The sequence below is a fragment of the Dokdonia sp. Asnod3-C12 genome, from assembly GCF_045063975.1.
Classification (GTDB): Bacteria; Bacteroidota; Bacteroidia; order Flavobacteriales; family Flavobacteriaceae; genus Dokdonia.
Window position 1 is genome coordinate 186,276 of record NZ_JBEFNY010000003.1, and the last position, 21,528, is coordinate 207,803.

The 21,528-nt window shown below is 36.8% G+C and carries 26 protein-coding genes; 3 read left to right on the forward strand and 23 right to left on the reverse strand.

Annotated features, from left to right (window positions below; all coding sequences use genetic code 11):
• Positions 1 to 2: 2 nt before the first annotated feature.
• The 7 genes from ACJJVW_RS00790 to ACJJVW_RS00820 are packed head-to-tail and all read right to left on the reverse strand — an operon-like array spanning position 3 to position 6,183.
• Entirely contained in the window at positions 3 to 722 is a 720-nt protein-coding gene (locus ACJJVW_RS00790; protein WP_339849520.1) for a LytTR family DNA-binding domain-containing protein, read from the reverse strand.
• Positions 723 to 760: 38 nt separating this feature from the next.
• Positions 761 to 1,078, reverse strand: a complete 318-nt coding sequence (locus ACJJVW_RS00795) for an Hpt domain-containing protein (protein ID WP_339849508.1) — start codon at positions 1,076 to 1,078, stop codon at positions 761 to 763.
• 1 nt (position 1,079) lies between these two features.
• The gene (locus ACJJVW_RS00800) at positions 1,080 to 2,120 is read right to left on the reverse strand and encodes an ATP-binding protein (protein WP_405250418.1); all 1,041 of its coding nucleotides are present in this window, start codon (positions 2,118 to 2,120) and stop codon (positions 1,080 to 1,082) included.
• Complete coding sequence (locus ACJJVW_RS00805; RefSeq protein WP_405250419.1) at positions 2,121 to 3,251, reverse strand: FIST signal transduction protein; 1,131 nt, start codon at positions 3,249 to 3,251, stop codon at positions 2,121 to 2,123. It abuts the gene before it with no gap.
• 4 nt (positions 3,252 to 3,255) lie between these two features.
• Positions 3,256 to 5,232, reverse strand: coding sequence for a PAS domain S-box protein (locus ACJJVW_RS00810; protein WP_405250420.1), 1,977 nt, complete (start codon positions 5,230 to 5,232; stop codon positions 3,256 to 3,258).
• Entirely contained in the window at positions 5,225 to 5,767 is a 543-nt protein-coding gene (locus tag ACJJVW_RS00815) for a heme NO-binding domain-containing protein (RefSeq protein ID WP_379953260.1), read from the reverse strand. Before ACJJVW_RS00815 ends, ACJJVW_RS00810 begins: the two co-directional genes overlap by 8 nt.
• A complete protein-coding gene (locus tag ACJJVW_RS00820) occupies positions 5,767 to 6,183 on the reverse strand; it encodes a response regulator (RefSeq protein ID WP_405250421.1) in 417 nt (138 codons plus the stop codon). The genes ACJJVW_RS00815 and ACJJVW_RS00820 overlap by 1 nt, the downstream gene beginning before the upstream one ends.
• A gap of 244 nt (positions 6,184 to 6,427) precedes the next feature.
• Here ACJJVW_RS00820 and hemN point away from each other — a divergent pair, with 244 nt between their 5' ends.
• Positions 6,428 to 7,789: an oxygen-independent coproporphyrinogen III oxidase gene (hemN, locus tag ACJJVW_RS00825; RefSeq protein ID WP_405250422.1), complete on the forward strand. Its 1,362-nt coding sequence runs from the start codon at positions 6,428 to 6,430 to the stop codon at positions 7,787 to 7,789.
• A 221-nt stretch (positions 7,790 to 8,010) separates the two neighbouring features.
• Here hemN and ACJJVW_RS00830 read toward each other — a convergent pair whose 3' ends face one another.
• The 12 genes from ACJJVW_RS00830 to ACJJVW_RS00885 form a co-directional block, all read right to left on the reverse strand.
• Positions 8,011 to 8,157 carry a hypothetical protein gene (locus ACJJVW_RS00830; RefSeq protein WP_013751859.1) on the reverse strand — a complete coding sequence of 49 codons (147 nt, stop codon included), beginning with the start codon at positions 8,155 to 8,157 and terminating at the stop codon, positions 8,011 to 8,013.
• A 22-nt stretch (positions 8,158 to 8,179) separates the two neighbouring features.
• Positions 8,180 to 8,887 (reverse strand): sulfite exporter TauE/SafE family protein, encoded by a 708-nt coding sequence (locus ACJJVW_RS00835; protein ID WP_405250423.1) that lies wholly within the window; start codon positions 8,885 to 8,887, stop codon positions 8,180 to 8,182.
• On the reverse strand, positions 8,887 to 9,333 hold the full coding sequence (locus ACJJVW_RS00840; RefSeq protein WP_405224023.1) for a FixH family protein: 447 nt from the start codon (positions 9,331 to 9,333) through the stop codon (positions 8,887 to 8,889). The genes ACJJVW_RS00835 and ACJJVW_RS00840 overlap by 1 nt, the downstream gene beginning before the upstream one ends.
• Positions 9,330 to 9,464, reverse strand: coding sequence for a hypothetical protein (locus tag ACJJVW_RS00845; protein ID WP_261375735.1), 135 nt, complete (start codon positions 9,462 to 9,464; stop codon positions 9,330 to 9,332). Before ACJJVW_RS00845 ends, ACJJVW_RS00840 begins: the two co-directional genes overlap by 4 nt.
• 34 nt (positions 9,465 to 9,498) lie before the next feature.
• Positions 9,499 to 10,920, reverse strand: coding sequence for a cytochrome c oxidase accessory protein CcoG (gene ccoG / locus ACJJVW_RS00850; RefSeq protein WP_405250424.1), 1,422 nt, complete (start codon positions 10,918 to 10,920; stop codon positions 9,499 to 9,501).
• A 6-nt stretch (positions 10,921 to 10,926) separates the two neighbouring features.
• A complete protein-coding gene (locus ACJJVW_RS00855; protein ID WP_405250425.1) occupies positions 10,927 to 11,223 on the reverse strand; it encodes a hypothetical protein in 297 nt (98 codons plus the stop codon).
• An 11-nt stretch (positions 11,224 to 11,234) separates the two neighbouring features.
• Positions 11,235 to 12,179: a cbb3-type cytochrome c oxidase N-terminal domain-containing protein gene (locus ACJJVW_RS00860; protein ID WP_405250426.1), complete on the reverse strand. Its 945-nt coding sequence runs from the start codon at positions 12,177 to 12,179 to the stop codon at positions 11,235 to 11,237.
• Entirely contained in the window at positions 12,176 to 12,373 is a 198-nt protein-coding gene (locus tag ACJJVW_RS00865) for a CcoQ/FixQ family Cbb3-type cytochrome c oxidase assembly chaperone (protein ID WP_013751852.1), read from the reverse strand. Before ACJJVW_RS00865 ends, ACJJVW_RS00860 begins: the two co-directional genes overlap by 4 nt.
• Positions 12,374 to 12,377: 4 nt before the next feature.
• Positions 12,378 to 14,582, reverse strand: coding sequence for a cytochrome-c oxidase, cbb3-type subunit I (gene ccoN, locus ACJJVW_RS00870; protein ID WP_298327559.1), 2,205 nt, complete (start codon positions 14,580 to 14,582; stop codon positions 12,378 to 12,380).
• A gap of 11 nt (positions 14,583 to 14,593) precedes the next feature.
• Positions 14,594 to 14,800 (reverse strand): cbb3-type cytochrome oxidase assembly protein CcoS, encoded by a 207-nt coding sequence (gene ccoS, locus ACJJVW_RS00875; protein WP_405250427.1) that lies wholly within the window; start codon positions 14,798 to 14,800, stop codon positions 14,594 to 14,596.
• Between the two features lie 177 nt (positions 14,801 to 14,977).
• Entirely contained in the window at positions 14,978 to 15,367 is a 390-nt protein-coding gene (locus tag ACJJVW_RS00880) for a hypothetical protein (RefSeq protein ID WP_144784321.1), read from the reverse strand.
• A 1-nt stretch (position 15,368) separates the two neighbouring features.
• Positions 15,369 to 17,789, reverse strand: coding sequence for a heavy metal translocating P-type ATPase (locus ACJJVW_RS00885; RefSeq protein ID WP_405250428.1), 2,421 nt, complete (start codon positions 17,787 to 17,789; stop codon positions 15,369 to 15,371).
• A gap of 229 nt (positions 17,790 to 18,018) precedes the next feature.
• On the opposite strand from ACJJVW_RS00885, the gene ACJJVW_RS00890 reads away from it, so the two are divergent.
• Positions 18,019 to 18,438: a CBS domain-containing protein gene (locus ACJJVW_RS00890; protein WP_405250429.1), complete on the forward strand. Its 420-nt coding sequence runs from the start codon at positions 18,019 to 18,021 to the stop codon at positions 18,436 to 18,438.
• 113 nt (positions 18,439 to 18,551) lie between these two features.
• On the forward strand, positions 18,552 to 18,776 hold the full coding sequence (locus tag ACJJVW_RS00895) for a hypothetical protein (RefSeq protein ID WP_405250430.1): 225 nt from the start codon (positions 18,552 to 18,554) through the stop codon (positions 18,774 to 18,776).
• A gap of 79 nt (positions 18,777 to 18,855) precedes the next feature.
• Here ACJJVW_RS00895 and ACJJVW_RS00900 read toward each other — a convergent pair whose 3' ends face one another.
• The 4 genes from ACJJVW_RS00900 to ACJJVW_RS00915 all read right to left on the reverse strand — a co-directional run bounded on the left by ACJJVW_RS00900 (position 18,856) and on the right by ACJJVW_RS00915 (position 21,441).
• Positions 18,856 to 19,509 carry a hypothetical protein gene (locus ACJJVW_RS00900; protein WP_405250431.1) on the reverse strand — a complete coding sequence of 218 codons (654 nt, stop codon included), beginning with the start codon at positions 19,507 to 19,509 and terminating at the stop codon, positions 18,856 to 18,858.
• Between the two features lie 11 nt (positions 19,510 to 19,520).
• Complete coding sequence (locus ACJJVW_RS00905; protein ID WP_405250432.1) at positions 19,521 to 19,970, reverse strand: hypothetical protein; 450 nt, start codon at positions 19,968 to 19,970, stop codon at positions 19,521 to 19,523.
• 136 nt (positions 19,971 to 20,106) lie between these two features.
• Positions 20,107 to 20,511 (reverse strand): hypothetical protein, encoded by a 405-nt coding sequence (locus ACJJVW_RS00910; protein ID WP_405250433.1) that lies wholly within the window; start codon positions 20,509 to 20,511, stop codon positions 20,107 to 20,109.
• A gap of 90 nt (positions 20,512 to 20,601) precedes the next feature.
• The gene (locus ACJJVW_RS00915; RefSeq protein ID WP_405250434.1) at positions 20,602 to 21,441 is read right to left on the reverse strand and encodes a restriction endonuclease; all 840 of its coding nucleotides are present in this window, start codon (positions 21,439 to 21,441) and stop codon (positions 20,602 to 20,604) included.
• Positions 21,442 to 21,528 lie beyond the last annotated feature (87 nt).

Consider the following 21,528-nt stretch of genomic DNA (forward strand, 5'->3'; position numbering starts at 1 on the left):
TTTTATAGCAAGTTAAGACGCTTCATAAGTTCAGGTCTGTTAGATCGACTTATTGGGATTACATCTCTAGCTATCAGGACACTATTATCCTCAATATCAACTATTTTCTTAATATTAATAATGTAAGAGCGATGTATTTTTAAGAAAAGACTATCTGGTAGTTTTTCTTCTATTTTTTTAAGTGTAGAGTGTACGGTATAATTTTTTCCTTCGGTTTTTATAAGTACGTAGTCACCTTTTGCTTCTACTAGAAAGATTTTATCAAACTCAATTTTTATGAGACGCCTATCTATGTTTACATACATCTCCTTTTCTGAAGCCTCTTCTTGTTTTGCTTCTTGAGGCAACGCAGTTTTTTGTGCAACCGGAGATTTAAAGTTCTCTACTTTTTGCATGGCTTTGAGAAATCTAGGCAGCGTTATAGGCTTTACTAAATAATCTACAATACAATCATACTCAAAAGCCTCGATCGCAAAGTCACGATCTGATGTTGTAAGTACAATTTTAGGCGGGTTTTTAAGGGAATCTATAAAGTCAAAACCAGTAAAATCTGGCATGTGTATATCTAAGAATATAAGGTCAATCTCGTTCTTATTTAAAAACTTGATTGCCTGCATTGCATTAGGAAACTCATCAATTACATTGAGTTCGTCTACCTGGCTACACAAATGCGATACGATAGTACGTGCCGCAGTTTCATCATCTACAATTATACAGTTCAACATTTAGGTATTTTGTGATTTAGTATGCAATTTACAGATTATAAATCTTTTATAAAATGGATTACAGCGGTTAGAATGCTATCAAATTCTTCTTTTAAGGTTGATTTTCCTTCCTTCAGCTCATCTTCATAGGCAATGGCGAGTTCGTATCCTTTCTCTAATCCTACGATTCCTAATTTGTGCTTTATCTTATGTACGTTTTCGGCCGCTTTCGCGAAAGCGGAATCATTCATATTACCTTCATACTCGGCAATTTCTTGGGGTAATTCTGCTTGTACTACGCCTATCAGCTTTTTTTCAAAACCTGCGTCTCCTCCTGAAAGTTCTTTGATATAATTGAGATTAGGCTGTTCCATATTATGTAGTTTGAGGTAGTGTAAAATAAAATGTCGTCCCAACGCCTTCGGCACTATCTAACCAAATCTTACCATCATAAAAATGGACAATTTTCTTAACGATAGATAGGCCTATTCCTGTGCTTTCCGAATCATTTTCTAGCTTTTGAAACACTTGAAAAATCTTATGGAAGTATGCTGGATTAATTCCTTTACCATTATCCTTGATTTCAAATTGATAACTATCATCCAGATCTCGTGCAATTACCTCTATAAGTCCTTGTGGCTTATCTATACTGCTTACGGCATTGCCTATCAAGTTTTGAAATAACTGCTGTATTTTAAAACGGTCTGCAAGAATAGTAGGCATTTTATGCACTTTTATAGTGATATGCTCTGGTAAATGCATGAGATCTACCGTTTCTTTTACAAGTACATTTAAGTCTATTTGTCGCTCTGTACGAACTTCCTTGTCAATAGAAGAGTAGTTTAAAATACCCGTAATTAGGGCATCCATTTTTTCTAAATGGGTTACTATAAGGCCTATTTGCGTTTTCCCCTCCTCGCCTATGGCATCTCCATAATCTTCTTTGAGCCAACTTACCAATGCTTCAATACTGCGCAGTGGTGACTTGAGGTCATGAGATACAATGTGTGCATAATCGTTGAGCTCTTGGTTTTGTAATGCAAGCTCTTTTACAAGTAATTCTTGATCCCTATTTACTAGGATAAGTTGCTCTGCCTGCTGGCTTATATATTCGGCTAGATTTGTTTCTCCAATATCTATGTCTCCATCTTCTTCACCAAAAGGTTGTACAGCATTTATAACAGACTGTAAACGTATTAATAAACCTTGCTGGCGTTCTGATTCTTCTCTAAGCTGCTTATTTGCCTCAAATAACTCATCTGAGCTTATTTGCATAGCTCGCTGGGTCATTTTGAATTGATCGTCAAGATTATCATACGATGCTGCCACCGCATTAAAAAAGACCTGCATATCCTCACGATCTTTAAGATCGTCAGGAAGATATTTACGTATTTGTCTTTTTAACAGTGGATTCATTTACTCGCTTATTAAGGTAATTGTCATGGTCTGGTTGTGCAATTTACAACTACGTTCTCCGTAAAAAGGGGCAATCTCTCCGTAAGAGTACATCCCACTTATCACAACATCATCACCTATCACACTCATTACCTCCTCAACTTCCTCTTCTATACGTTGATCTAGTACTAATTTACGTCCTATACAGCTTATAAGCAAGGCTAATTGTGGCGGATTATTTCTTCCTTCCATCGCACGTAATGCCGCTGTTTCTGATGCCGAAGCGATGCTATCCATATTAGTCATCATAAGTTGTACCTTAGATTGCTCTGGCACATCTCCCGCTAGAATCATCGCATTTTTCTCTTCATCTATATTTAAAATAGTTCGCACAAATGACTGGTCATTTTCTGCACTTTTTACATTGAGCGGATATATAAGCGCAGAACCTGGGAGTTCTTTTGCTTTGTCACCTAGATATGTTTTATATAAATCTAATGCTGGTTTACCATCTATCTCATATAAGATATTACCATCAGATTTTGTAATCAGCCTTTCTGGTCCAAAAGGGGTCCAACCACCATAAATTGAAAATGAGGCTTCAAAAGTTGCTCCATAAAAACCAATTACCACAATTTCACCTTCCTTTGGGGCTGCATTATAAGAAGCAAGTGTCTTTTCAAAACGTGCATCATCTCCACAAAGTCCGCCAGTGATTAATACATTAGGCAATGATTCTTGCATCCCCTTTGTAAGAGCAGATCCATTTACAAAACTACCTTCAGACAATACAAAAACATGCTTAAGACCTTCTGCTGTTAACTTCTTTACAATCGTAGATCCTGCCTTCTCACTGTCATCTCCTACCTCATGTATATTAAATGTTTGAATCTCAAAGGAGGATTTTTCAAACTCTATGGCAGTTATGGTGATGTGATTATCATTTACAGCTCCAGTTACAATCTCTCCACTAGAAGATCCAAAAACAAGATGTCCCGAAGGAAACAAGTCTCTTACTTCCTCGTAAACTCCTTCTTTTTCTAGAAGAAAGCGATTCCCTAGAATAAGCACCAGCGGATTATCAAGTGCTATAAATTCACTTAAATAGTTCCATGAACCAGACGAGTCGCGTTGTAATTGTACTGTTTTCATTGTGTTATTTTTGTAGTGTAAAGAAGAACGTTGTGCCCTCTCCTACCGTGCTTTCTAGCCAGATACTTCCTTTGTATAGATCTACTATTTTCTTCACGATAGAAAGCCCTATACCGGTTGAGTCTTTATGATTATTAAGCGATTGAAAAATTTTAAATATTTTATCGTGGTACTCCTTAGGAATCCCAATTCCATTATCCTTTACAGTAAACGTGTAATGAGTTTTGTTTTCTGTAAAACCTACTTCTATGAGACCTTTTTCTTTATCACAATAGCGTATAGCATTACTCATCAAGTTCTGAAACAACTGTTGTAACTTGACTTTATCACCATTTACCGTAGGTAAATCTGGATGAATAGTTAGTGTTATATGTTCTGGACAATGAAGTAAGGTTTCTATATCTGCTAGTACTTCTTGTAAATCCACTTTTTCTGGAGCTGCATTTTCAGATCCTACGCTGGAGTACTCAAGCACGTCTGAAATAAGCTGTTCCATTTTTTCTAAAGTGGTGTCTATCATCTCAAGATGACTCATTGTTTCCTCTGTAAGCACACCTTCATTATCGTCCTTAATCCAATTTACAAGAGCATTTATACTCCTAAGCGGACTTTTAAGATCATGAGAGACTACATGTGCATACTCTTGTAACTCATCATTACTTTTTTCAAGCTTCTTTAAAAGATTTTCTTTCTGTATCTCTAAACTTTTGAGCTCCGTAATGTCAAGATGTACCCCTATAGAGCCTATCACTTTGCCATTGATATTATAATTAGGTGCTGCACTTATTAACAAGTGTCTTAACTCACCGCTCTTTGTTATAACTTCTACTTCGTATGAATTTGATACTCCCTTTAATCTTTTCTTTTTCTCTTGAGTAAGTCTTATTTGAGATGCTGGTGTAAGTAGTACTTCCTTTGCATTTTTTCCAAGTATTTCCTCTTCCGTATATCCAGATAATAGTTCAAAACTATTATTAACCATCAAAATTTCATTATCAAGATTTACCTCAGTAAGACCCAAGTTCATATTTGCAATAATGTCGCTATACTTCTGGCGTTCTGCTTCTATGCTTTCGCGAAATTTTCTTCTCAAAGTCACATCTCTATATGTCCAGAGGTGTCCTTTATAAACACCCTCTTCATATATTGGAATAAAATCTCTTTCTAAAATGCGACCATCTTTTAATTTAAGCTCATCAGATAGTACTTGCTCTTTGTTTTGCGTAAGCGTATTTATTCTTGATATAAATTCTTCTGGATTCTTAAAGAGATCCTTGCTTTCTGAAGCTGCATTCTCACAGTTTACTCCAATAAGTTGATCTGGAGTCGCAGAGATACTAAAGAAATCGCAAAAGCGATTATTTGTAATGACAACATTGCGGTGCTCATCTTCTAGAAGAATACCACTCTCTAGATTTAAAATAAGTGTAGATAATCGATTTTCTGAATCTATGAGTCGCTGCTCTGCGGCTTTTTCTTGGGTGATATCTCTTACGATACCTTGTGCTGCTATAACTTTTCCTGAGGCATTACGTACTAAACTAGCGTTTATGTGTACTAAGCATGTCTTACCACTCGCAATAACTATTTTTATATGGAAATCTGTAACTGAGCCGGCGGTATAAAGTTCTTCAAAACCTTTTGATGCTTTTTGAACTTCATCTGGGTGTACGAGTTCTATTAAATTTAAACCATCTTTTATGGTGTAACCTAGTAGCTCTTCTGCGGCTTGGTTCATTTTAATAACAGTTCCCATTAGATCCATTACCACATAAGCATCCACTATGTTTTCAAACACTCCTTCAAGTTCAGAAGTGCGTTCTTTTACAATATCTTCAAGTTTTGAATTTGAAACCCTTAACTCTTCAGATTTGTGATATAATTCTAATGACTTTTCCTCAAGAATACGCTCGGCTTCTTTTCTAGCGGCTTTTTCACGTGCTAGTGCTCTTTCATACATCTTGATTTTGGGGTCACTCATATGTTGCTATGCTGAATTTAACTTCGGTTCCGTTTTCTTTTAATTTTTCAACTAAGATAGTAGCTTTTGTATTAAAAAACTCAAAAGTTTTATTCATTAATCCGCGACCAAAGGCATGCATGGCTCTGCTTGACTTATAGATCATTACGAGACTATCAGGAGTCTTCTCTTCTATGGTAAAAGTAGGTAATTCTGCATCTGGATAAATCTTTCTAACTTCTACATGTATATGATTTTCTATAGATGAAAGCATCTCTATAGGGTCTGTATACTGTTTTAAAAATGATGGATAGCTCTTTTCTACAACCGTAAAAAAGTGTTCTCCGTATACCAGTAATAAATCATCAATTACAAGTCCTGTTTCCTTACTTAAATTAGTAAGTAAGCTCACCATCTCTGTAAAACTATACGTTCCTACTGCTGTATAAACACCATTAGAAGGCAACTCAGATTCATTAAGAATGGTGTCAACCATTTCTAAACCAAATTTTGTTTCAACAAGATCTAAAAACTCTGTAAATACAATTCCTTTCATTATGCTTTGATTAATTCATTCATACTCCAGTACTGTAATGCCGATTTTATTTTTTCAACGTAGTGATCATACTTTAAAGGTTTAATAATATAACCTGCCACTCCTGTATCATAGCAGGCTAGTATATCCTTGCGGTTACTTGACGTCGTGAGCATGACTGTGGGTAAAAATCGTAAAATTTCGTCTTTTTTCAAAATCTTCAAGAACTCTATACCATTGATTTTTGGCATATTAAGATCTAAAAATATTACATCTGGTAATACTGTGTGATCCTTGAGTATTTCAAGTGCTTCCTCACCATTTTTTGCTTCTATGAGCTCATGGTTCATTTCTAGCTTTGCTATGGCTCTTTTGAGTTTCATTACCTCAATGGCATCATCCTCAATGAGCAGTATTCGTAATTTTTTTGTCCCCAAACTATTGATCTTTATGTTTCCAAAGTTGGTCAATTAAAGTCAATATTCTTCAATAATTAAGTTTAACGAGTCCTTTACTATAGACGGATGACCTTTAAGTGTCGACGAGTGGTAATTTACATGTATAATTTATCATTTTCAAATGAATTACTATATCCCTCCATAAATAGTGTTTTTTCAAAAGCTGACATTCCTCATATTCTCTGTTTTTACCATATAGTAATTTTGAAAAAACTCAAAATCAATGTGTACACTTATATCAAAGTACAATGTGGCAGGACCACGATATACAAGTTACCCTACTGTGCCTTATTGGGATCAAGATAACTTCTCTCTAACCCAGTGGAAAAACACTTTACAAGAAAGCTTTCGCGAAAGCAATACTTCGCAAGGAATAAGTCTCTACGTACATCTACCTTATTGTGAGAGTATGTGTACTTTTTGTGGGTGTAACAAGCGTATTACAAAGAACCATGATGTAGAGATTCCTTATATACAATCTGTACTTAAGGAGCTTGCGATGTACGTAAATTTACTAGGAGATAAGCCGGTAATTAAACAGCTACATTTAGGTGGAGGTACTCCTACCTTTTTCTCGCCAGCACATCTAGAACGTCTTATGGATGGGATTTTTGCGCTTACAAAAAAGGCTAGCGCTTTTGAACTGAGCTTTGAAGGGCATCCTAATAATACCACAAAAGAACACCTTGAAGCACTGTACAATAAAGGATTTACTAGAGTTTGTTACGGAGTTCAAGATTACAATACAACTGTACAGAAAGCTATAAATCGTGTACAACCTTATGCACACGTTCAAAACGCTACAGAAATTGCTCGTGCAACAGGTTATGAATCTGTAGGGCATGATATAATATATGGACTACCATTTCAAACGCAAGATGATGTTATAAATACCATAAATAAAACCATATCCCTTCACCCAGACCGTATCGCTTTTTATAGCTACGCCCATGTGCCATGGATAAAAGGTAATGGACAGCGAGGGTTTAAGGATGGAGATTTACCTAGTGCAGACCAGAAGAGAATGCAGTATGAGATAGGCAAAAAGATGCTAGTTAAAGCAGGGTATGTTGAGATAGGTATGGATCACTTTGCGCTTAAAACAGATGCACTATTTGAAGCCCAGCAAGCGGGAACTATTCATCGTAACTTTATGGGATATAACGCTAGCAAAACGCAAGTAATGATAGGCTTAGGAGTATCTGCCATAAGTGATAGCTGGTATAGTTTTGCTCAGAATGTAAAAAATATAGAGGAGTATCAACAGCTTATAGAAGATGGTATTCTACCTATTTTTAGAGGACATATCCTTACTGAAGAAGATCTTATCATCAGACAACATATTCTTAATTTAATGTGCTCGTTTGAGACTTCTTGGGATAAGAATCAAGGGAATTTTGCAGAGCTTCCAGATGTTCTTATAAAATTAAAGGAACTAGAAAACGACGGACTTCTAGAAATACACGCAAGAAAATTAATTGTTACAGAAAAGGGACGTCCATTTGTGAGAAATATATGTCTTCCATTTGATATGAGATTACAACGTAACAAGCCAGAGACTCAGCTATTTTCTATGACGGTTTAAAAGTCACCTCAACATATACTAAAAAAGGGAAGCATTACTGCTTCCCTTTTTTTATGCTCTTGAAGATTATAAGACTTCATCAAGTTCACGATTATCTTTGCGAACTAATACAATCTTTGTCATAAGTTAAAAGCCATTGTAACGATATAAATAGGTCGAGACCTTTAAAAACTAAGCAGTTTAATAAAGTACTTGTATATTCTCTTACTATTTGTAACCCTCTACTTTTCATCAGTATCAGATTTTTTTGAGTCTCCCTTTATCATGTTTAGTACGATAAGTACAAGGGTGATACAAACTAAGGCAAATACTCCTATGAGTAGTGCTCCCATTCCCCAGTCTACGAGAAGTATTAAAAAATGTTCCATAATTATAAATGTTTGGTTGTTATTAATGACAAGAATGTTGTGCAGCCACTTTTTCTACACTTACCATCTTTGATGGTGATACGTAAGGAATACCAAGGCCAAGACCGCGTACTATAAATAAGACTCCTACAATGACTACAAAAACAGGAATCATCTTAACGATGCGCTGCTTTGCTTTTCCTTTTAAAAAATTACCTAAATAGATAGCAGTGGTCATTAATGGAATGGTACCTAATCCAAAAACTGCCATATACAATCCTCCTTCCCAAGCACCACTAGAAGCAAGTGCGCCAAAAATCGCCATATATACAAGTCCGCAAGGCAATAGTCCGTTGAGATATCCTATAGTAAAAAACGTACCTGGATCTTTTTTCTTAAGAGCGGTTCCCATGGAGCTCTTTACTTTTCCAACTGCCTTATATAACGGTCTTGAGAAGTTGTATTTATTGAAAATTTTTGTGGGAATAAGAATAACTACAATCATGAGTACACCTATGATTATAGATAGTTGCTGCTGGATACCAAAGAGATTAAAACTTTTACCTACAATCCCAAATACTAAGCCCAAAACACTGTAAGTAAGTATACGACCAGCGTGATAACTCATTAACTGGAAAGCTCTCTTTACAGGATTTTTACGGTCTACGGGTAACATAAATGCAATGGGACCACACATTCCCACACAGTGGAAACTGCCCAAAAGACCAAATATGAGTGCAGACCACAACATTAGTAAACGATTGACTTTTTATACATGAATTCCTCTTCCCCGTCTGTCCACTCTATGATAATGTTCCATCGACCGTCTATCAGCTGATTGTCAGGTATGAGCAAATTAGATCCTGAAATAGCCAAAGGCACTTCAAAATCAAGTTGCTGATTAGACGGTCTGTATAGAAACACTTTTCCTTTATTTGTACTTTCTGAAATAGACGGTGGGAAGGTGAGTAACCATCCTTCTGGCGTGCGTTTTCCACTAATCTCTCCTACGAGATTGCGCGCATTAGTCTCTGCATCTATTTCGGTTTGATATGCCATTTCTTTAGCATAATACTCTTCTGTCACAAGATCATGGCTATAATTATCATCTGTACTCATCGTGATAACCATGTACAGAATAAAGCCCATAAAACAAGCCATCGCCACTACAATACCCTTTCCCCAGTTCCATTTCATAACTCTTGTGTTTTAGTGATTTCTTGATTATTCTTCAGCGCTTCCATCATCAACTTTGCGCTGCATGCTTCGTTAGTTCCTGGCTGTCCTTTTTTACAACCATCACAACATTTTTTATGCTCTGTACTCATAGTTTTTTTGTTTTGCTTTCGCGAAAGCGTACTCTTACTTATAACTTCTAGGTCCTAAAAATGCCGTTGTTGTCGTCTCAATAAGTTGATCGCCGCTGTACACTTCTATTTCCAAACGTTCTTTATCACTTTTAATACCGCTTGCGTTAATTTCTATAAATAGCGTTCCCTCTGCTAGTCCCTGTGCATCTACACTGAAACTATTACCCGAAACTACTTCTATAGTCCCTTTGTGAGAGCGTAGTTCAAAATGCACATCTTCTATCTCCTCGACCGTTTTATTAACCAGCTTAAAGGTGTAGACATTACTAATCATGTTATTGTCTTTATGCTCATAAAGTTGTCCTGGTAATCTGAGAATGCGAGCTTCTACATCATTACGTAAAAACAACATCCCTATGAGTACCGCAGTAAGTATACCTAGTACGGCAACATACCCCTTAAGACGAGGTGTGAATTTAAATGGCGCTTTCTTTTCAATATTATCTTCACTAGCATAACGTATAAGACCTTTAGGGAGATCTACTGCTTCCATCATATGATCACAAGCATCTATACAAGCGGTACAGTTTACACATTCTAACTGTGTACCGTTACGTATGTCTATCCCTGTAGGGCATACATGCACACATGCGAAGCAATCTATACAATCTCCTTTTCCAGTAGATGGTCTGTCTTCATTTTTCTTAAACTTAGCTCTTCCTTCTTCCTTCTCTCCACGCTTATGATCATAAGCAACGATAATAGATTTGTTATCTAGTAACACTCCTTGCAGTCTCCCGTAAGGGCAGGCTATGATACAAACCTGCTCTCTAAACCATGCAAATATGAAATAGAAAACTCCTGTAAATATGAGAAGTGATATTAGCGTACTAACGTGCTTAGATGGTCCGTCTGTGATGTACCTAATAAGCTGATCGCTCCCTATGAGATACGCAAGAAATACATTTGCAATTATAAAAGAGATGATAAAAAAGATAGTCCATTTTAAAACTCTCTTTTTGATTTTCTCCTTGTTCCAAGGCATTTTTTTAAGACGTATCTGCTTACCACGATCGCCATCTATCCAATACTCAATACGACGAAAAACCATCTCCATAAAAATAGTTTGTGGGCAAATCCAGCCACAAAATATTCTACCAAATGCTACCGTAAATAGGATTACAAATACCACCCCAATGATCATCATGATCACAAAGAGATGAAAATCTTGAGGCCAGAATGGATACCCAAAAATATTGAACCTACGCTCCAGCACATTAAACATAAACAGCTGGTTCCCTCCTACTTTTATAAATGGTGAGCTAAGTAAAATAGCAAGTAATAAATAACTCACATACTTACGGTATTCATACCATTTCCCACTTGGCTTCTTAGGAAATACCCATGCGCGTTTCCCTTCCTTATCAAGGGTTCCCATGGAATCTCTAAAGTTATCTTTTCCTTGCTCTGCCATTATATATTACTTAGATAAGATTAACAGAAAAATACAGTCTGTATCACCTATGACCTCATGCTCTACCTCTAATGGTATTTCAAAAGTCTCATAGGTGTCTATAGATTTTGAGAAGGTCGCTGTTCTAAAAGTGACCGTTCCCTGTATGATCAATATTTGCGCTTTGCTAGGTGCTGTATGTTTTTCTAACACCACATCCTTTTTAAGTCCTATTGCTATAATTTTAGTCTTATCATTTTCATAATAAGGCTTCATTATTGGAGCATTACTTGAACTTAATGCAATCGCTATATCTTGAATCATTCGTTTATTATTTAGTTACTCGTTAATTGCACTGCTGTGCTATCTGTAACAACATCCTTTATAGGAGCAGCTGGTGCATCTGGATTTACCCATAACTCACCTTCTGCTTCCTTAGGCTCTGTAGGAGTGGTACCTTGTAAGCTTAACACGAAGCTAGCTACTTGTGCCATCTCTGCAGCTTTAAGTTCGGACTTCCAAGAGATCATACCTTTACCATCACGACCACCTTCTGAGATAGTTTTAAAGACATTTTTAATTCCTCCACCCAGAATCCAGTGTTGGTCTGTGAGGTTAGGTCCTATACCTCCACCACCATCTGCTTTGTGACAAGCAATACAGTTATTTGTAAAAATGGCTTTACCGGCATTAATATCACTCGCATCTGTGAGCAGTGTTACCGTATTTACATCGACAAGATCTTTTGCCGTTTTTTTCCATTCTTCTATTTCTGCTTTTGCTTCTGCTACAGCAACTTCATATTCTTCGGCTTGGTTATAATCGTCTAGTACTTCAAAACGCACTAAATATATTACTGCAAAGACTATTGATGCGTAGAACATATACACCCACCATGGCGGCAAGTTGTTATCAAGCTCTTGTATACCGTCATAGTTATGATCTAGTATAATCTCATGCTCTTGAGCTATCTCTTTACTTCCTAGAGATGCTTTATACTTCTCTTTAATCCACTTAAACTGATTGGCTTCTGCAAGAGCTTCTTCTTCATCAAACTTTGCTTGTGCTTCTGGCTTAAGCGTTTTGTAAAGAACATTGCGCAGCGCAGCCATGCTTACTTCTCCTGCTGTATAAAAAAGCATGATTACGCCTAGTATAGCCCATACCCACGGTTGCTCTAGAAATATAGAGGTCTCCCCTGTAGTCCCTACGTAATCTATGAGGAAATATCCTAATAGTGAAAATCCTAGTATTCTTAAAAATGATGCAGTCGTTCTCATTCTTCTATAGTATTTACGTTGAGTGTATCATCATTAAGCGGGATGTTACTTACCTCTGTGATGTGTGCTTTCTTAGCTGTAAATACCCAAAAGAATAGTGCAGCAAAAAAGATGAAAAATATGAGTAATGACACTATAGGATAGATCTCCACTCCATCTATATTTTCTAAGTTTCCTTTTATAAATTTAAACATGGTGCTAGTCGTTTAAGATGGATGTAGTACCATCTGCGTTTTTAACTTTAATATCTGTTCCTAGTCGTTGTATGTAAGCTATAAGAGCTACCACCTCACGGTTACGCATCTCCACAAAGTCTTCACCGTTTTCTTCGGCATACTTTTTATCTGCCTCATAAGTTTTGGCAAAGTCTGGATCTGAGTAGAGGTTCTTCTCTATCGCTATTCCTTGAGCCGTCATAGACTCTTGAGCATTTGCAATATCTTCTGGAGTGTATGGTACTCCTAAGGTTACCATTGCTTCCATTTTTGTCTCTGTGAGATCTTTATCTAATTCTCTACGTAATAACCATTTATAAGATGGCATAATAGAACCAGACGAAGTACTCTGCGGATCATAGAAGTGATTTAAGTGCCAGTTATCACTGTACTTTCCTCCCACGCGCATAAGATCTGGTCCAGTACGCTTACTTCCCCATAAGAATGGGTGATCATACACATACTCTCCCGCTTTTGAGTATTCTCCATAGCGCTCTACCTCACTTCTAAATGGTCGTACCATTTGAGAGTGACACCCTACACAACCTTCACGTATATAAATATCTCTACCCTGTAGCTCTAGTGGTGAATATGGCTTCACACTTGATATCACTGGGATATAATCATCAACAATAAGTGATGGTATAATTTGCACCATACCTCCAATAAGAATAGCGATAGTTGCAAAAATGGTAAGCTTTACCGGGCGTCTTTCTAACCATGTATGGTATCCTTCTTTTGAGGTACGTTTCTTTGTTACTTTAGGTAAAGGAGCAGCCTCTGCAAGTTCATCTGTAACGTTGCTACCTGCACGAGCAGTCATGATCATATTATAAACACCTATAAGGGCTCCTACAATAAACATACTTCCACCTATAGCACGCATCCAGTACATAGGAATAATCTCACTTACTGTTTCTAAGAAGTTACCGTAGGTAAGCGTTCCATCTGGATTAAATTGTTTCCACATAAAGGCTTGTACAAAACCAGCAACATACATAGGTAATGCATATAGTATAATACCTAACGTTCCTATCCAGAAGTGGAAGTTGGCTAACTTAGTAGACCATAATTTTGTCTTGAATAATTTTGGAACCATCCAGTATACCATACCAAATGTGAAGAAACCGTTCCAAGCAAGTGCTCCTACGTGTACGTGAGCAATAATCCAATCACTAAAGTGCGCGATCGCATTTACATTTTTAAGCGATAGCATAGGCCCTTCAAAGGTTGCCATACCATAACCAGTAATCGCAACTACCATAAATTTAAGAACAGGATCTGTGCGTACTTTATCCCACGCTCCACGTAGTGTAAGTAGTCCGTTTATCATTCCTCCCCATGATGGAGCAAGAAGCATGATGGAGAATGCAACACCAAGATTCTGTGCCCAGTCTGGCAATGCAGAATATAATAAGTGGTGAGGTCCCGCCCAGATATAGATAAATATAAGTGACCAGAAGTGAACAATAGAGAGTCTATAAGAGTACACAGGTCTGTTTGCCGCCTTAGGTACAAAGTAGTACATCAATCCTAAGAAAGGAGTGGTTAAGAAAAATGCCACTGCATTGTGTCCATACCACCACTGTACCAGTGCATCTTGCACTCCAGCATACATAGAGTAACTTTTAAAAGCACTCACTGGCAGCTCCATACTATTTACAATATGTAGTACTGCAACGGTAACAAAAGTTGCTAGATAAAACCAAATAGCAACATACAAGTGACGTTGTCTTCTTTTAAGGATTGTACCTATCAAGTTGGCTCCAAAAGCTACCCATATAAGAGCAATCGCAATATCAAATGGCCATTCTAGCTCTGCATATTCTTTTGATGTTGTAAACCCTAGTGGAAGTGTAATTGCTGCTCCCACAATAATGGCTTGCCATCCCCAGAAGTTTAAATTACTGAGCCAGTCTTTCCACATACGAGCTTTAAGTAAACGCTGTGAAGAATAATATACACCAGCAAAAATAGCGTTACCTACAAAGGCAAAGATGACTGCATTAGTGTGTAACGGACGTAAACGCCCAAAACTTAACCACGAGATGCCGTCTGTTACATTAGGGAATAAAAACATAAAGGCTAGAAGTAGCCCTATGCTCATTCCCACAATGCCCCAAAACATCGTAGCCACTATAAATTTTCGTACGATTTTGTTATCGTAATAGAATTGTTGTACTTCCATAGTTTGATTAGTTACTCTTTTATTTGGATGGATTTTTCAATTGGCTCAGGCGTTATAGGAGCACTTTTTTCTTTTACTAACTCGTCATCAAAAAGCATACGCACAGATGGCGTATAGGTGTCATCATATTGTCCCTTCTTTACAGACACAATAAATGCGACAAAAAAGACGAGAGCAACAACAACGCTGATTGCGAGAAGCATATAAATAATACTCATACCTACCTGAATTATGGTGTAAAATTAAGATTGAAGTTGTTTTTGAATTATGACAATTGTCAGTTTTAGATAAATAGTTTTGGATATGCTTTCGCGAAAAATGCTTTCCTTAAAGCTTATCTTTTTGCACGTAAGATTATCTCTTAAAACATAGACTAGTCATAATGCGAGCGGCACTTACACTTCCACATACAAAAGCGCTACTTGCGCACTTTGCGATACTTTTTTAAGCCTGTTGAGTATAGGTCCTGCGCCATTTGTAGCACAAGGACAACTCATCATAAACTGCTGTTCAAAACGAGTAATCGCATTTACATACATATTAAGCATGGAAGCAATGCCTAGGCTCACCGTACTGCACACAGATGATCGTCCATATAAGCCACTTTGCAAGCTGTAAATTCGCTTTTCGGTGTCTCTCACCCAACTATTAAAAACCGTCTCATCTGCACCTTTATGTGCAGATTTATGAAAAAGACTTATGAGATCACGCTCCGTATAAGATGCTTTTTTAAATGCTACTTGAGCAAGTTGAGGTGTACTTTGTACATTAATAATACTGTTCATATTATAGTTTTTTTGATGTGAGACTTCCACTCATAAAATGAGTAGCAATCGTTGTAAATAAGACGATACTAATAGAGCTAAGCGGCATTAAAATAGCAGCAACTACGGGAGCAAGATTGCCTGTAACGGCAAAGCCTAAGCCTATAAGATTATAGAATAATGAGAATATAAAAGCATACTTAATGATGCTTACTCCCTTGTGTGAGAGTTTTAAGAAAGTTGCAATATCTGTAAACCTTGAAGCGTCTAGAATACCGTCACAGGCTGGCGAGAAAACATTGACATTTTCTGAGATAGAAATACCTACATGACTCTGTGCTAGCGCACCAGCGTCATTAAGCCCATCTCCCACCATAAGTACATTCTTACCTTGCTCTTGTAAGTTTTTTATAAAGTCTAATTTATCTCCAGGTTTCTGATTGAAAAGTAGCGTTGCATTATCTGGTAATATCTGTGATAAAAAAGTACGCTCCCCATCATTATCACCAGAAAGTATGATAATCTCGTAGTTACTTTTTAATTCACTAAAAAGAGATTGCACACCTTCTCTATATTCATTGTAAAAGATGTAGCAACCTTTATATTCATTATCTGTACTTATGTGCACAGCAGTACGTTCGGCACCGGCTGCTGGAGAAGTTGTTTGTGCAGTTGCCACAAATCCATAAGAACCTACTTTAATCGTATGATTATTATGTGTTCCTATGATTCCTTGTCCTACCTTTTCTGTAAATGAATCAAGTGTTTTTATATCATGAGATTCTAGTAAATCATAAAGAGATCTACTCAAGGGATGGTTTGAAGCTCTCAGCGTGCTTGTTAATAGTGATTCTTCTTCTGGTGTAAGCGCCACTCCCTCATAAGTGATTACACTTTTTGCACTCGTAGTAAGTGTTCCTGTTTTGTCAAAGACAATGGTATCAATATGAGCAAGCTGCTCAATAACGCCGCTGTTTTTTAGATACAGTTTATGTCTCCCAAAAATGCGTAGTATATTTCCTAATGTAAATGGTGCTGCTAGCGCGATAGCACAAGGGCAAGCCACAATAAGAACTGCCGTAAATACTTGAAGTGCTTTTGATGTGTCTATAAATAACCAGTAAGCCGTTGCAATCGCAGCAATAATGAGCAAACTCACTGTAAAACGTCTACTTATACTATCTGTAAGGGTTTCAAAAACGGTCTGTCTGCCTTTTGAGAATATTTCGTTAGACCATAATTGCGTGAGGTAACTTTGCGCCACTGGCTTCAACACTTCTACTTCTATGGATCCCGCTTGCTGTCTCCCTCCGGCAAATAACTGATCGCCAGATTTTTTGGCTACTGGTTCTGCTTCTCCTGTGACAAAGCTGTAATCTATGAGCGCATTTCCGTTAATCAAGACGCCATCTACAGGCAATAACTCACTGTTGCGTATTAAAATTCGGTCGCCTTTCTTAAGGTCGTATACTTGTGTTTGCTCTTCTTTTCTTGAAGGTTGCGCTTTCGCGAAAGCGTTATCATCCCTATATAATCGTGTTACAGCAATAGGAAAGTACGACTTATAGTCACGCTCAAAAGAGAGATACGCATAGGTCTTTTGCTGAAAGAATTTACCAAGCAACAAGAAGAATGCAAGTCCCGCCATACTATCAAAAAATCCCGAACCCCAATCCATCAAAACCTCAACGGTAGATCTGATAAATAGTACAGAAATACCAATAGCGATAGGCACATCTATATTGAGGATGTTAGACCGCAATCCTTTGTAGGCAGAGATAAAATAGTCACGACCTGAGTAAAAGGCTACCGGAATAGCAAACAAGAGCATTAACCCTCTAAAAACATACTTATACTTATCTAGCCAAAACTCACTTACCTCAAAATACTCCGGAAATGATAAAAACATAATATTTCCAAAAGCAAACCCAGCCACACCAAGCTTATACGTCAAGCTCCTGTCTACCTCCTTTTTCTTCTTTGTGGTATCATCTAACGAAATGTAAGGTTCATACCCTATTCTTGCCAGAAGCATCACTAGATTTTGTAGTGACAACTCCTGAGATGAGTATGTGATTCTTATAGTTTTCTTAGGGAAATCTACTTGCGCAGTTTTGACCGCAGGATTCAATTTGTTAAGATTTTCTAGCACCCAGATGCAAGAGCTACAGTGTATGGTAGGGATTAATAAGGATACAACTTGTGTTCCTTGCTCATCAAACTCTAAAAGTTTGGCAACTACTTGTTCATTTTCTAAAAAGTCAAACTTACCTTCTTGAAGTAGCGGAGACGTACCTGGTGTATTCTCAAGGTCGTAGTAGTACGACATATCGTTATCGCTCAATATGTCATACACCGTCTTACAACCGTGACAACAAAACGATTTTTCTTGATGGTGTATCACTGTTGTACAGGGATCACCACAATGGAAACAATTATCCATAATTCTAATTTGCTCAGACTTTTAAAAAGTCCATTATACCTACGGCAAATTTGAGATTATGTTGGTTTTTAAATTATGACAAATATCATTTTTAGAAGGTTTTTATAAATTAATTGGGCAATTTTCGAGCTCTGAATGAGTACTCAAGAAGTCATCCCAAAAGCTGATTTATATCATCTTTTTCAAGCAAGCCATCAGCTACTTTTGAGAAATCATTAAACCCTAAAAGATGAAAAAGAGAACGCCCGTTTCTAGCATAATGACCTCAAATATGGTCACACTACATAAAACTGACTCATTAGAGCATGCCGAGGAACTTTTTAAAAATCATAGTATAAGACATATTCCTGTAGTAGACGGTAATAATATTATAGGCATCTTGAGCTATACAGATCTATTAAGAATAAGCTTTGCAGATGCAATAGATGAAGATGAGCAAGACGTAGATACCATCGTCTATAATATGTTTACCATTGAGCAAGTTATGGCAAAAAAACTTGTGACCGTAACCACAGATACAACCGTAAAAGAAGTGGCACAAATTCTTGCTAGCAAAGAGTTTCACGCACTCCCAGTACTACAAAACAATACACTAGTAGGAATTGTTACCACTACAGACTTAATAAATTATTTACTAGATCAATTTTAGAACATAGCTCTATAAAATCATAATGAGGATATTGCTGTGTGCGATTATCCTCTTTTGTTATGCTCATTTTTAAATGGTTACAATAATTATTATCTTTAGTAGAACAGATAACTATGAAAAATACAGCAATGCACTGGGTAGCGATCACAACCCTACTTTTGATTACAGTCACCATTTTTGCAACAATGAATCTAGCTTTTAACTGGATATTTTATATCACCATGCTAGGTCAAGCATCTGTGGTTGTAATGGTTTACAAAGTTCTTAAAGATAAATACGTTACAGATAAAACTTTTGAGGATAGATATGAAGACTTTCCGCAACGAGGACGTTCTTAAAATTTAAAAGTTTTATAAAAATTACGCTAGCAACTTGTGGCACTAAAATCGCAGGCTGCTAGCGTTATAAATTATACGCTTAATAATCGACAGGTCCTATTATTAATAATTCTTGCTCTTCAAGCGCCCATACTAACATGCTTATATAATCTTTAATCGCCTTACGGTCGTTATCTGGCTCTGTGACGTCTATGGAGCCTTTCCAGATAATCTCACGCTCCTTGGTCGGGCAGATGCAGTACAAGGCACTCTCTGCATGATAGACTGTATACTTTTGCATCTCTTCATCCTCCGCATAAATTCCTTGATGTGCATAATAATCATCTTCAAAACCATTTACACTTTTATCCCAGTTGCGATAAGACTGTACTAGCGTCACCTTATCCTCTGCCCCTAGCACTTTTGAAACTAAAATGGCGTCAAATCCTTCTGAAAGCATAGCTCTCTCAAGATCTCCTAACTCTTCTTCTGTGCGCGGTCTAGAGGTAAATTCTGGATTAAAAAAAGCATCGCTTCCTACCGCGTTAACTCCTTTATCTTTAAGAAGATCTACTAATCGTTTTTCAAACAGTTTTCGGTTTTTTACATCGCTGGTCATTGCAAGTACAAGCACTTTCTCTGCTTGAAAAACATCGATATCTGGATTTTTCCAATTTTCAATAAGCTCTGAGCTGTTACAACTTTGCAACAGACTTATTATACATATACTCACACACACTAATAATATTCTCATCTTAATACGTTTTAAGCTATTAATTTGCTTTTGCTTTTTGCAAAGACAGACTTCATCGTTTTAAATATCTCCTCTTTTAAGAGTTTGTACTTATCTTGATAGTCACCCATTTTAAGTTCTAGCAAGATATGGGCATCTTGAAAAGTGCGCTCCTTCTGGAACTCATCTTTACCATCCATAAGGACTTTTACCTCGTTTAAATGCTCTGTAATACGTCTAAGTAATTTTGGAACTACTTTTTCAAAAGCATCAAGCTCTACGGCGAGATGTCTTGCATATTCAAAACTTGTTTCAGAAAGTAGTTGCAGGGTATGCTCGGTTAAAAGCTCTCCTAAGAAAGCTTGCTCAACAGCTATAAATTCCACTTGTGATTTCCAGAGTAGTGTGACATCGTGTATGGCTTGAGCATCATTCCACTCAAGATATTTAAACTTATACTGATTAAAAAATGGATGTTTCATAATAACTATGAGGTTTTGATATTGTTGAGAATACGCTTTCGCGAAAGCAAAGAAAAACCACTCCTGATTCCCCTCTAATCAGGAGGTGGCTCTTCATGTAATCTCCAATTAATATGAAGATTTAGATGTTTATACTTTATTTCTTTTTTTTCTTAAGAATATTACCACAGTAGTTAAAAATCTCACTTTTGGTTTTATTATAAGAATCAATAAATTGTCTGTATTGCTCTTTAATTGTCAAGTGTTTTTCTTGAAAAAACACATCGCAAGAAACGGTGTCGCACTCTAGCATCCCGCTTAGTTCTGCATCATGTTTTACAAGTAAAACCTCAATACTCTTGAGTAATACTTTGATTTTAGAAACTTCTATTTTGTAATGCTCTAAACGCTCAAAAAGATTAGGTGAACTAGGTTCAAAAATGTAAGAATGTGTCAGATTTTCTATAAACTGAATTTCGTCGCTTGCAAGTGCAACATTAGATTTCCAGACCTTGACATCTTGATGAAACTGGTCTATTGTGAGTGGGAGTGTCGATTCCATACTAAAAGAGTTTTACGTGTTAACTAGTTTAAAAGTAGCGCAGTAGAGCTACCTAAACTATGACAATTATCAGCTATCGAGCAGTATTTATTACTCACTTACATTGCACAGAAATTGAATATCCTTTAAAATTTTTGACTTCCTAGTCTCCGAAATTCCTAGATGATCGAGGTAAAAACTATCACCTAGTAATTGCTTACACAGCACAACATCTCTACCAAGTAAAAAGTTTTTTTCTCGTTTTGTAAGAAGTGTAGAAACGGTAATGGGATATAATCCTAAGCTATCTATACGGTCTTTAAGTCCGTTATCTTTAGGATAATCCCAACTTAATAAAGTAAGACCTGCGCAGGTTCCATAATCTATAGCATCTTTTGTAAAACGAGTATTAGTAACTACCCATCCTTCAGTACTTATAGCTCCTTTAATTTTGGTCTCAGCAATAATATCACTGTATCTCGCATGAATATAAAGCGGCACTTTTACATTACAGTTACGCCCTTCTTCACCGTGAAATTTACACTCTACATAAAGCGTTCGGTTTTCTTTACTTGCCACCACATCCACTTCATGCTGTACGCATTTTCCATCCACAAGAACTCCTACTTCTGTGTCATAACCACTATGCTTTAACACCTGCCCTATAAATTTTTCAAAGGGAAAGCCTGTAGGCCCAAATTCATAAATGGCTTTCTTTAATTTATATTTTGACGCAAAAACAGATTTCTTTTTTTTGAGCAATGCAAAGGCTCTATTGTAAATTTCTTTGGTAGATATGCCTTGATATAGCTCATCGCGAACTATATTAAGAATGTGACTTACGTCATTTTCTCCAGCGCCGCTGCGATGTAAAGAAGCTTTTAGTTTCTCTAGTGAAAAATCTACTTTTTCACCAGAGGACTTTTTGACTTGGATAGACTTTTTAATCACGAGTAAAGCTGGGTTTATGTTATCAATTTATTTTGCAACTACGTAGTTTTCTAAATAGTGCAATTACGCTTTCGCGAAAGCGTAACC

Coding starts and splice junctions, on each gene's coding strand:
- hemN (WP_405250422.1), top strand. CDS start 6,428: ATGTGTACACTTATATCAAAGTACAATGTGGCAGGACCACGATATACA.
- ACJJVW_RS00815 (WP_379953260.1), bottom strand. CDS start 5,767: ATGAAAGGAATTGTATTTACAGAGTTTTTAGATCTTGTTGAAACAAAA.
- ACJJVW_RS00895 (WP_405250430.1), top strand. CDS start 18,552: ATGAAAAATACAGCAATGCACTGGGTAGCGATCACAACCCTACTTTTG.
- ACJJVW_RS00890 (WP_405250429.1), top strand. CDS start 18,019: ATGAAAAAGAGAACGCCCGTTTCTAGCATAATGACCTCAAATATGGTC.
- ACJJVW_RS00835 (WP_405250423.1), bottom strand. CDS start 8,887: ATGTTGTGGTCTGCACTCATATTTGGTCTTTTGGGCAGTTTCCACTGT.
- ACJJVW_RS00860 (WP_405250426.1), bottom strand. CDS start 12,179: ATGAGAACGACTGCATCATTTTTAAGAATACTAGGATTTTCACTATTA.
- ACJJVW_RS00905 (WP_405250432.1), bottom strand. CDS start 19,970: ATGAAACATCCATTTTTTAATCAGTATAAGTTTAAATATCTTGAGTGG.
- ccoN (WP_298327559.1), bottom strand. CDS start 14,582: ATGGAAGTACAACAATTCTATTACGATAACAAAATCGTACGAAAATTT.
- ACJJVW_RS00865 (WP_013751852.1), bottom strand. CDS start 12,373: ATGTTTAAATTTATAAAAGGAAACTTAGAAAATATAGATGGAGTGGAG.
- ccoG (WP_405250424.1), bottom strand. CDS start 10,920: ATGGCAGAGCAAGGAAAAGATAACTTTAGAGATTCCATGGGAACCCTT.
- ACJJVW_RS00800 (WP_405250418.1), bottom strand. CDS start 2,120: ATGAATCCACTGTTAAAAAGACAAATACGTAAATATCTTCCTGACGAT.
- ACJJVW_RS00880 (WP_144784321.1), bottom strand. CDS start 15,367: ATGAACAGTATTATTAATGTACAAAGTACACCTCAACTTGCTCAAGTA.
- ACJJVW_RS00840 (WP_405224023.1), bottom strand. CDS start 9,333: ATGAAATGGAACTGGGGAAAGGGTATTGTAGTGGCGATGGCTTGTTTT.
- ACJJVW_RS00805 (WP_405250419.1), bottom strand. CDS start 3,251: ATGAAAACAGTACAATTACAACGCGACTCGTCTGGTTCATGGAACTAT.
- ACJJVW_RS00855 (WP_405250425.1), bottom strand. CDS start 11,223: ATGATTCAAGATATAGCGATTGCATTAAGTTCAAGTAATGCTCCAATA.
- ACJJVW_RS00845 (WP_261375735.1), bottom strand. CDS start 9,464: ATGAGTACAGAGCATAAAAAATGTTGTGATGGTTGTAAAAAAGGACAG.
- ACJJVW_RS00830 (WP_013751859.1), bottom strand. CDS start 8,157: ATGGAACATTTTTTAATACTTCTCGTAGACTGGGGAATGGGAGCACTA.
- ACJJVW_RS00795 (WP_339849508.1), bottom strand. CDS start 1,078: ATGGAACAGCCTAATCTCAATTATATCAAAGAACTTTCAGGAGGAGAC.
- ACJJVW_RS00810 (WP_405250420.1), bottom strand. CDS start 5,232: ATGAGTGACCCCAAAATCAAGATGTATGAAAGAGCACTAGCACGTGAA.
- ACJJVW_RS00885 (WP_405250428.1), bottom strand. CDS start 17,789: ATGGATAATTGTTTCCATTGTGGTGATCCCTGTACAACAGTGATACAC.
- ACJJVW_RS00910 (WP_405250433.1), bottom strand. CDS start 20,511: ATGGAATCGACACTCCCACTCACAATAGACCAGTTTCATCAAGATGTC.
- ccoS (WP_405250427.1), bottom strand. CDS start 14,800: ATGAGTATTATTTATATGCTTCTCGCAATCAGCGTTGTTGTTGCTCTC.
- ACJJVW_RS00900 (WP_405250431.1), bottom strand. CDS start 19,509: ATGAGAATATTATTAGTGTGTGTGAGTATATGTATAATAAGTCTGTTG.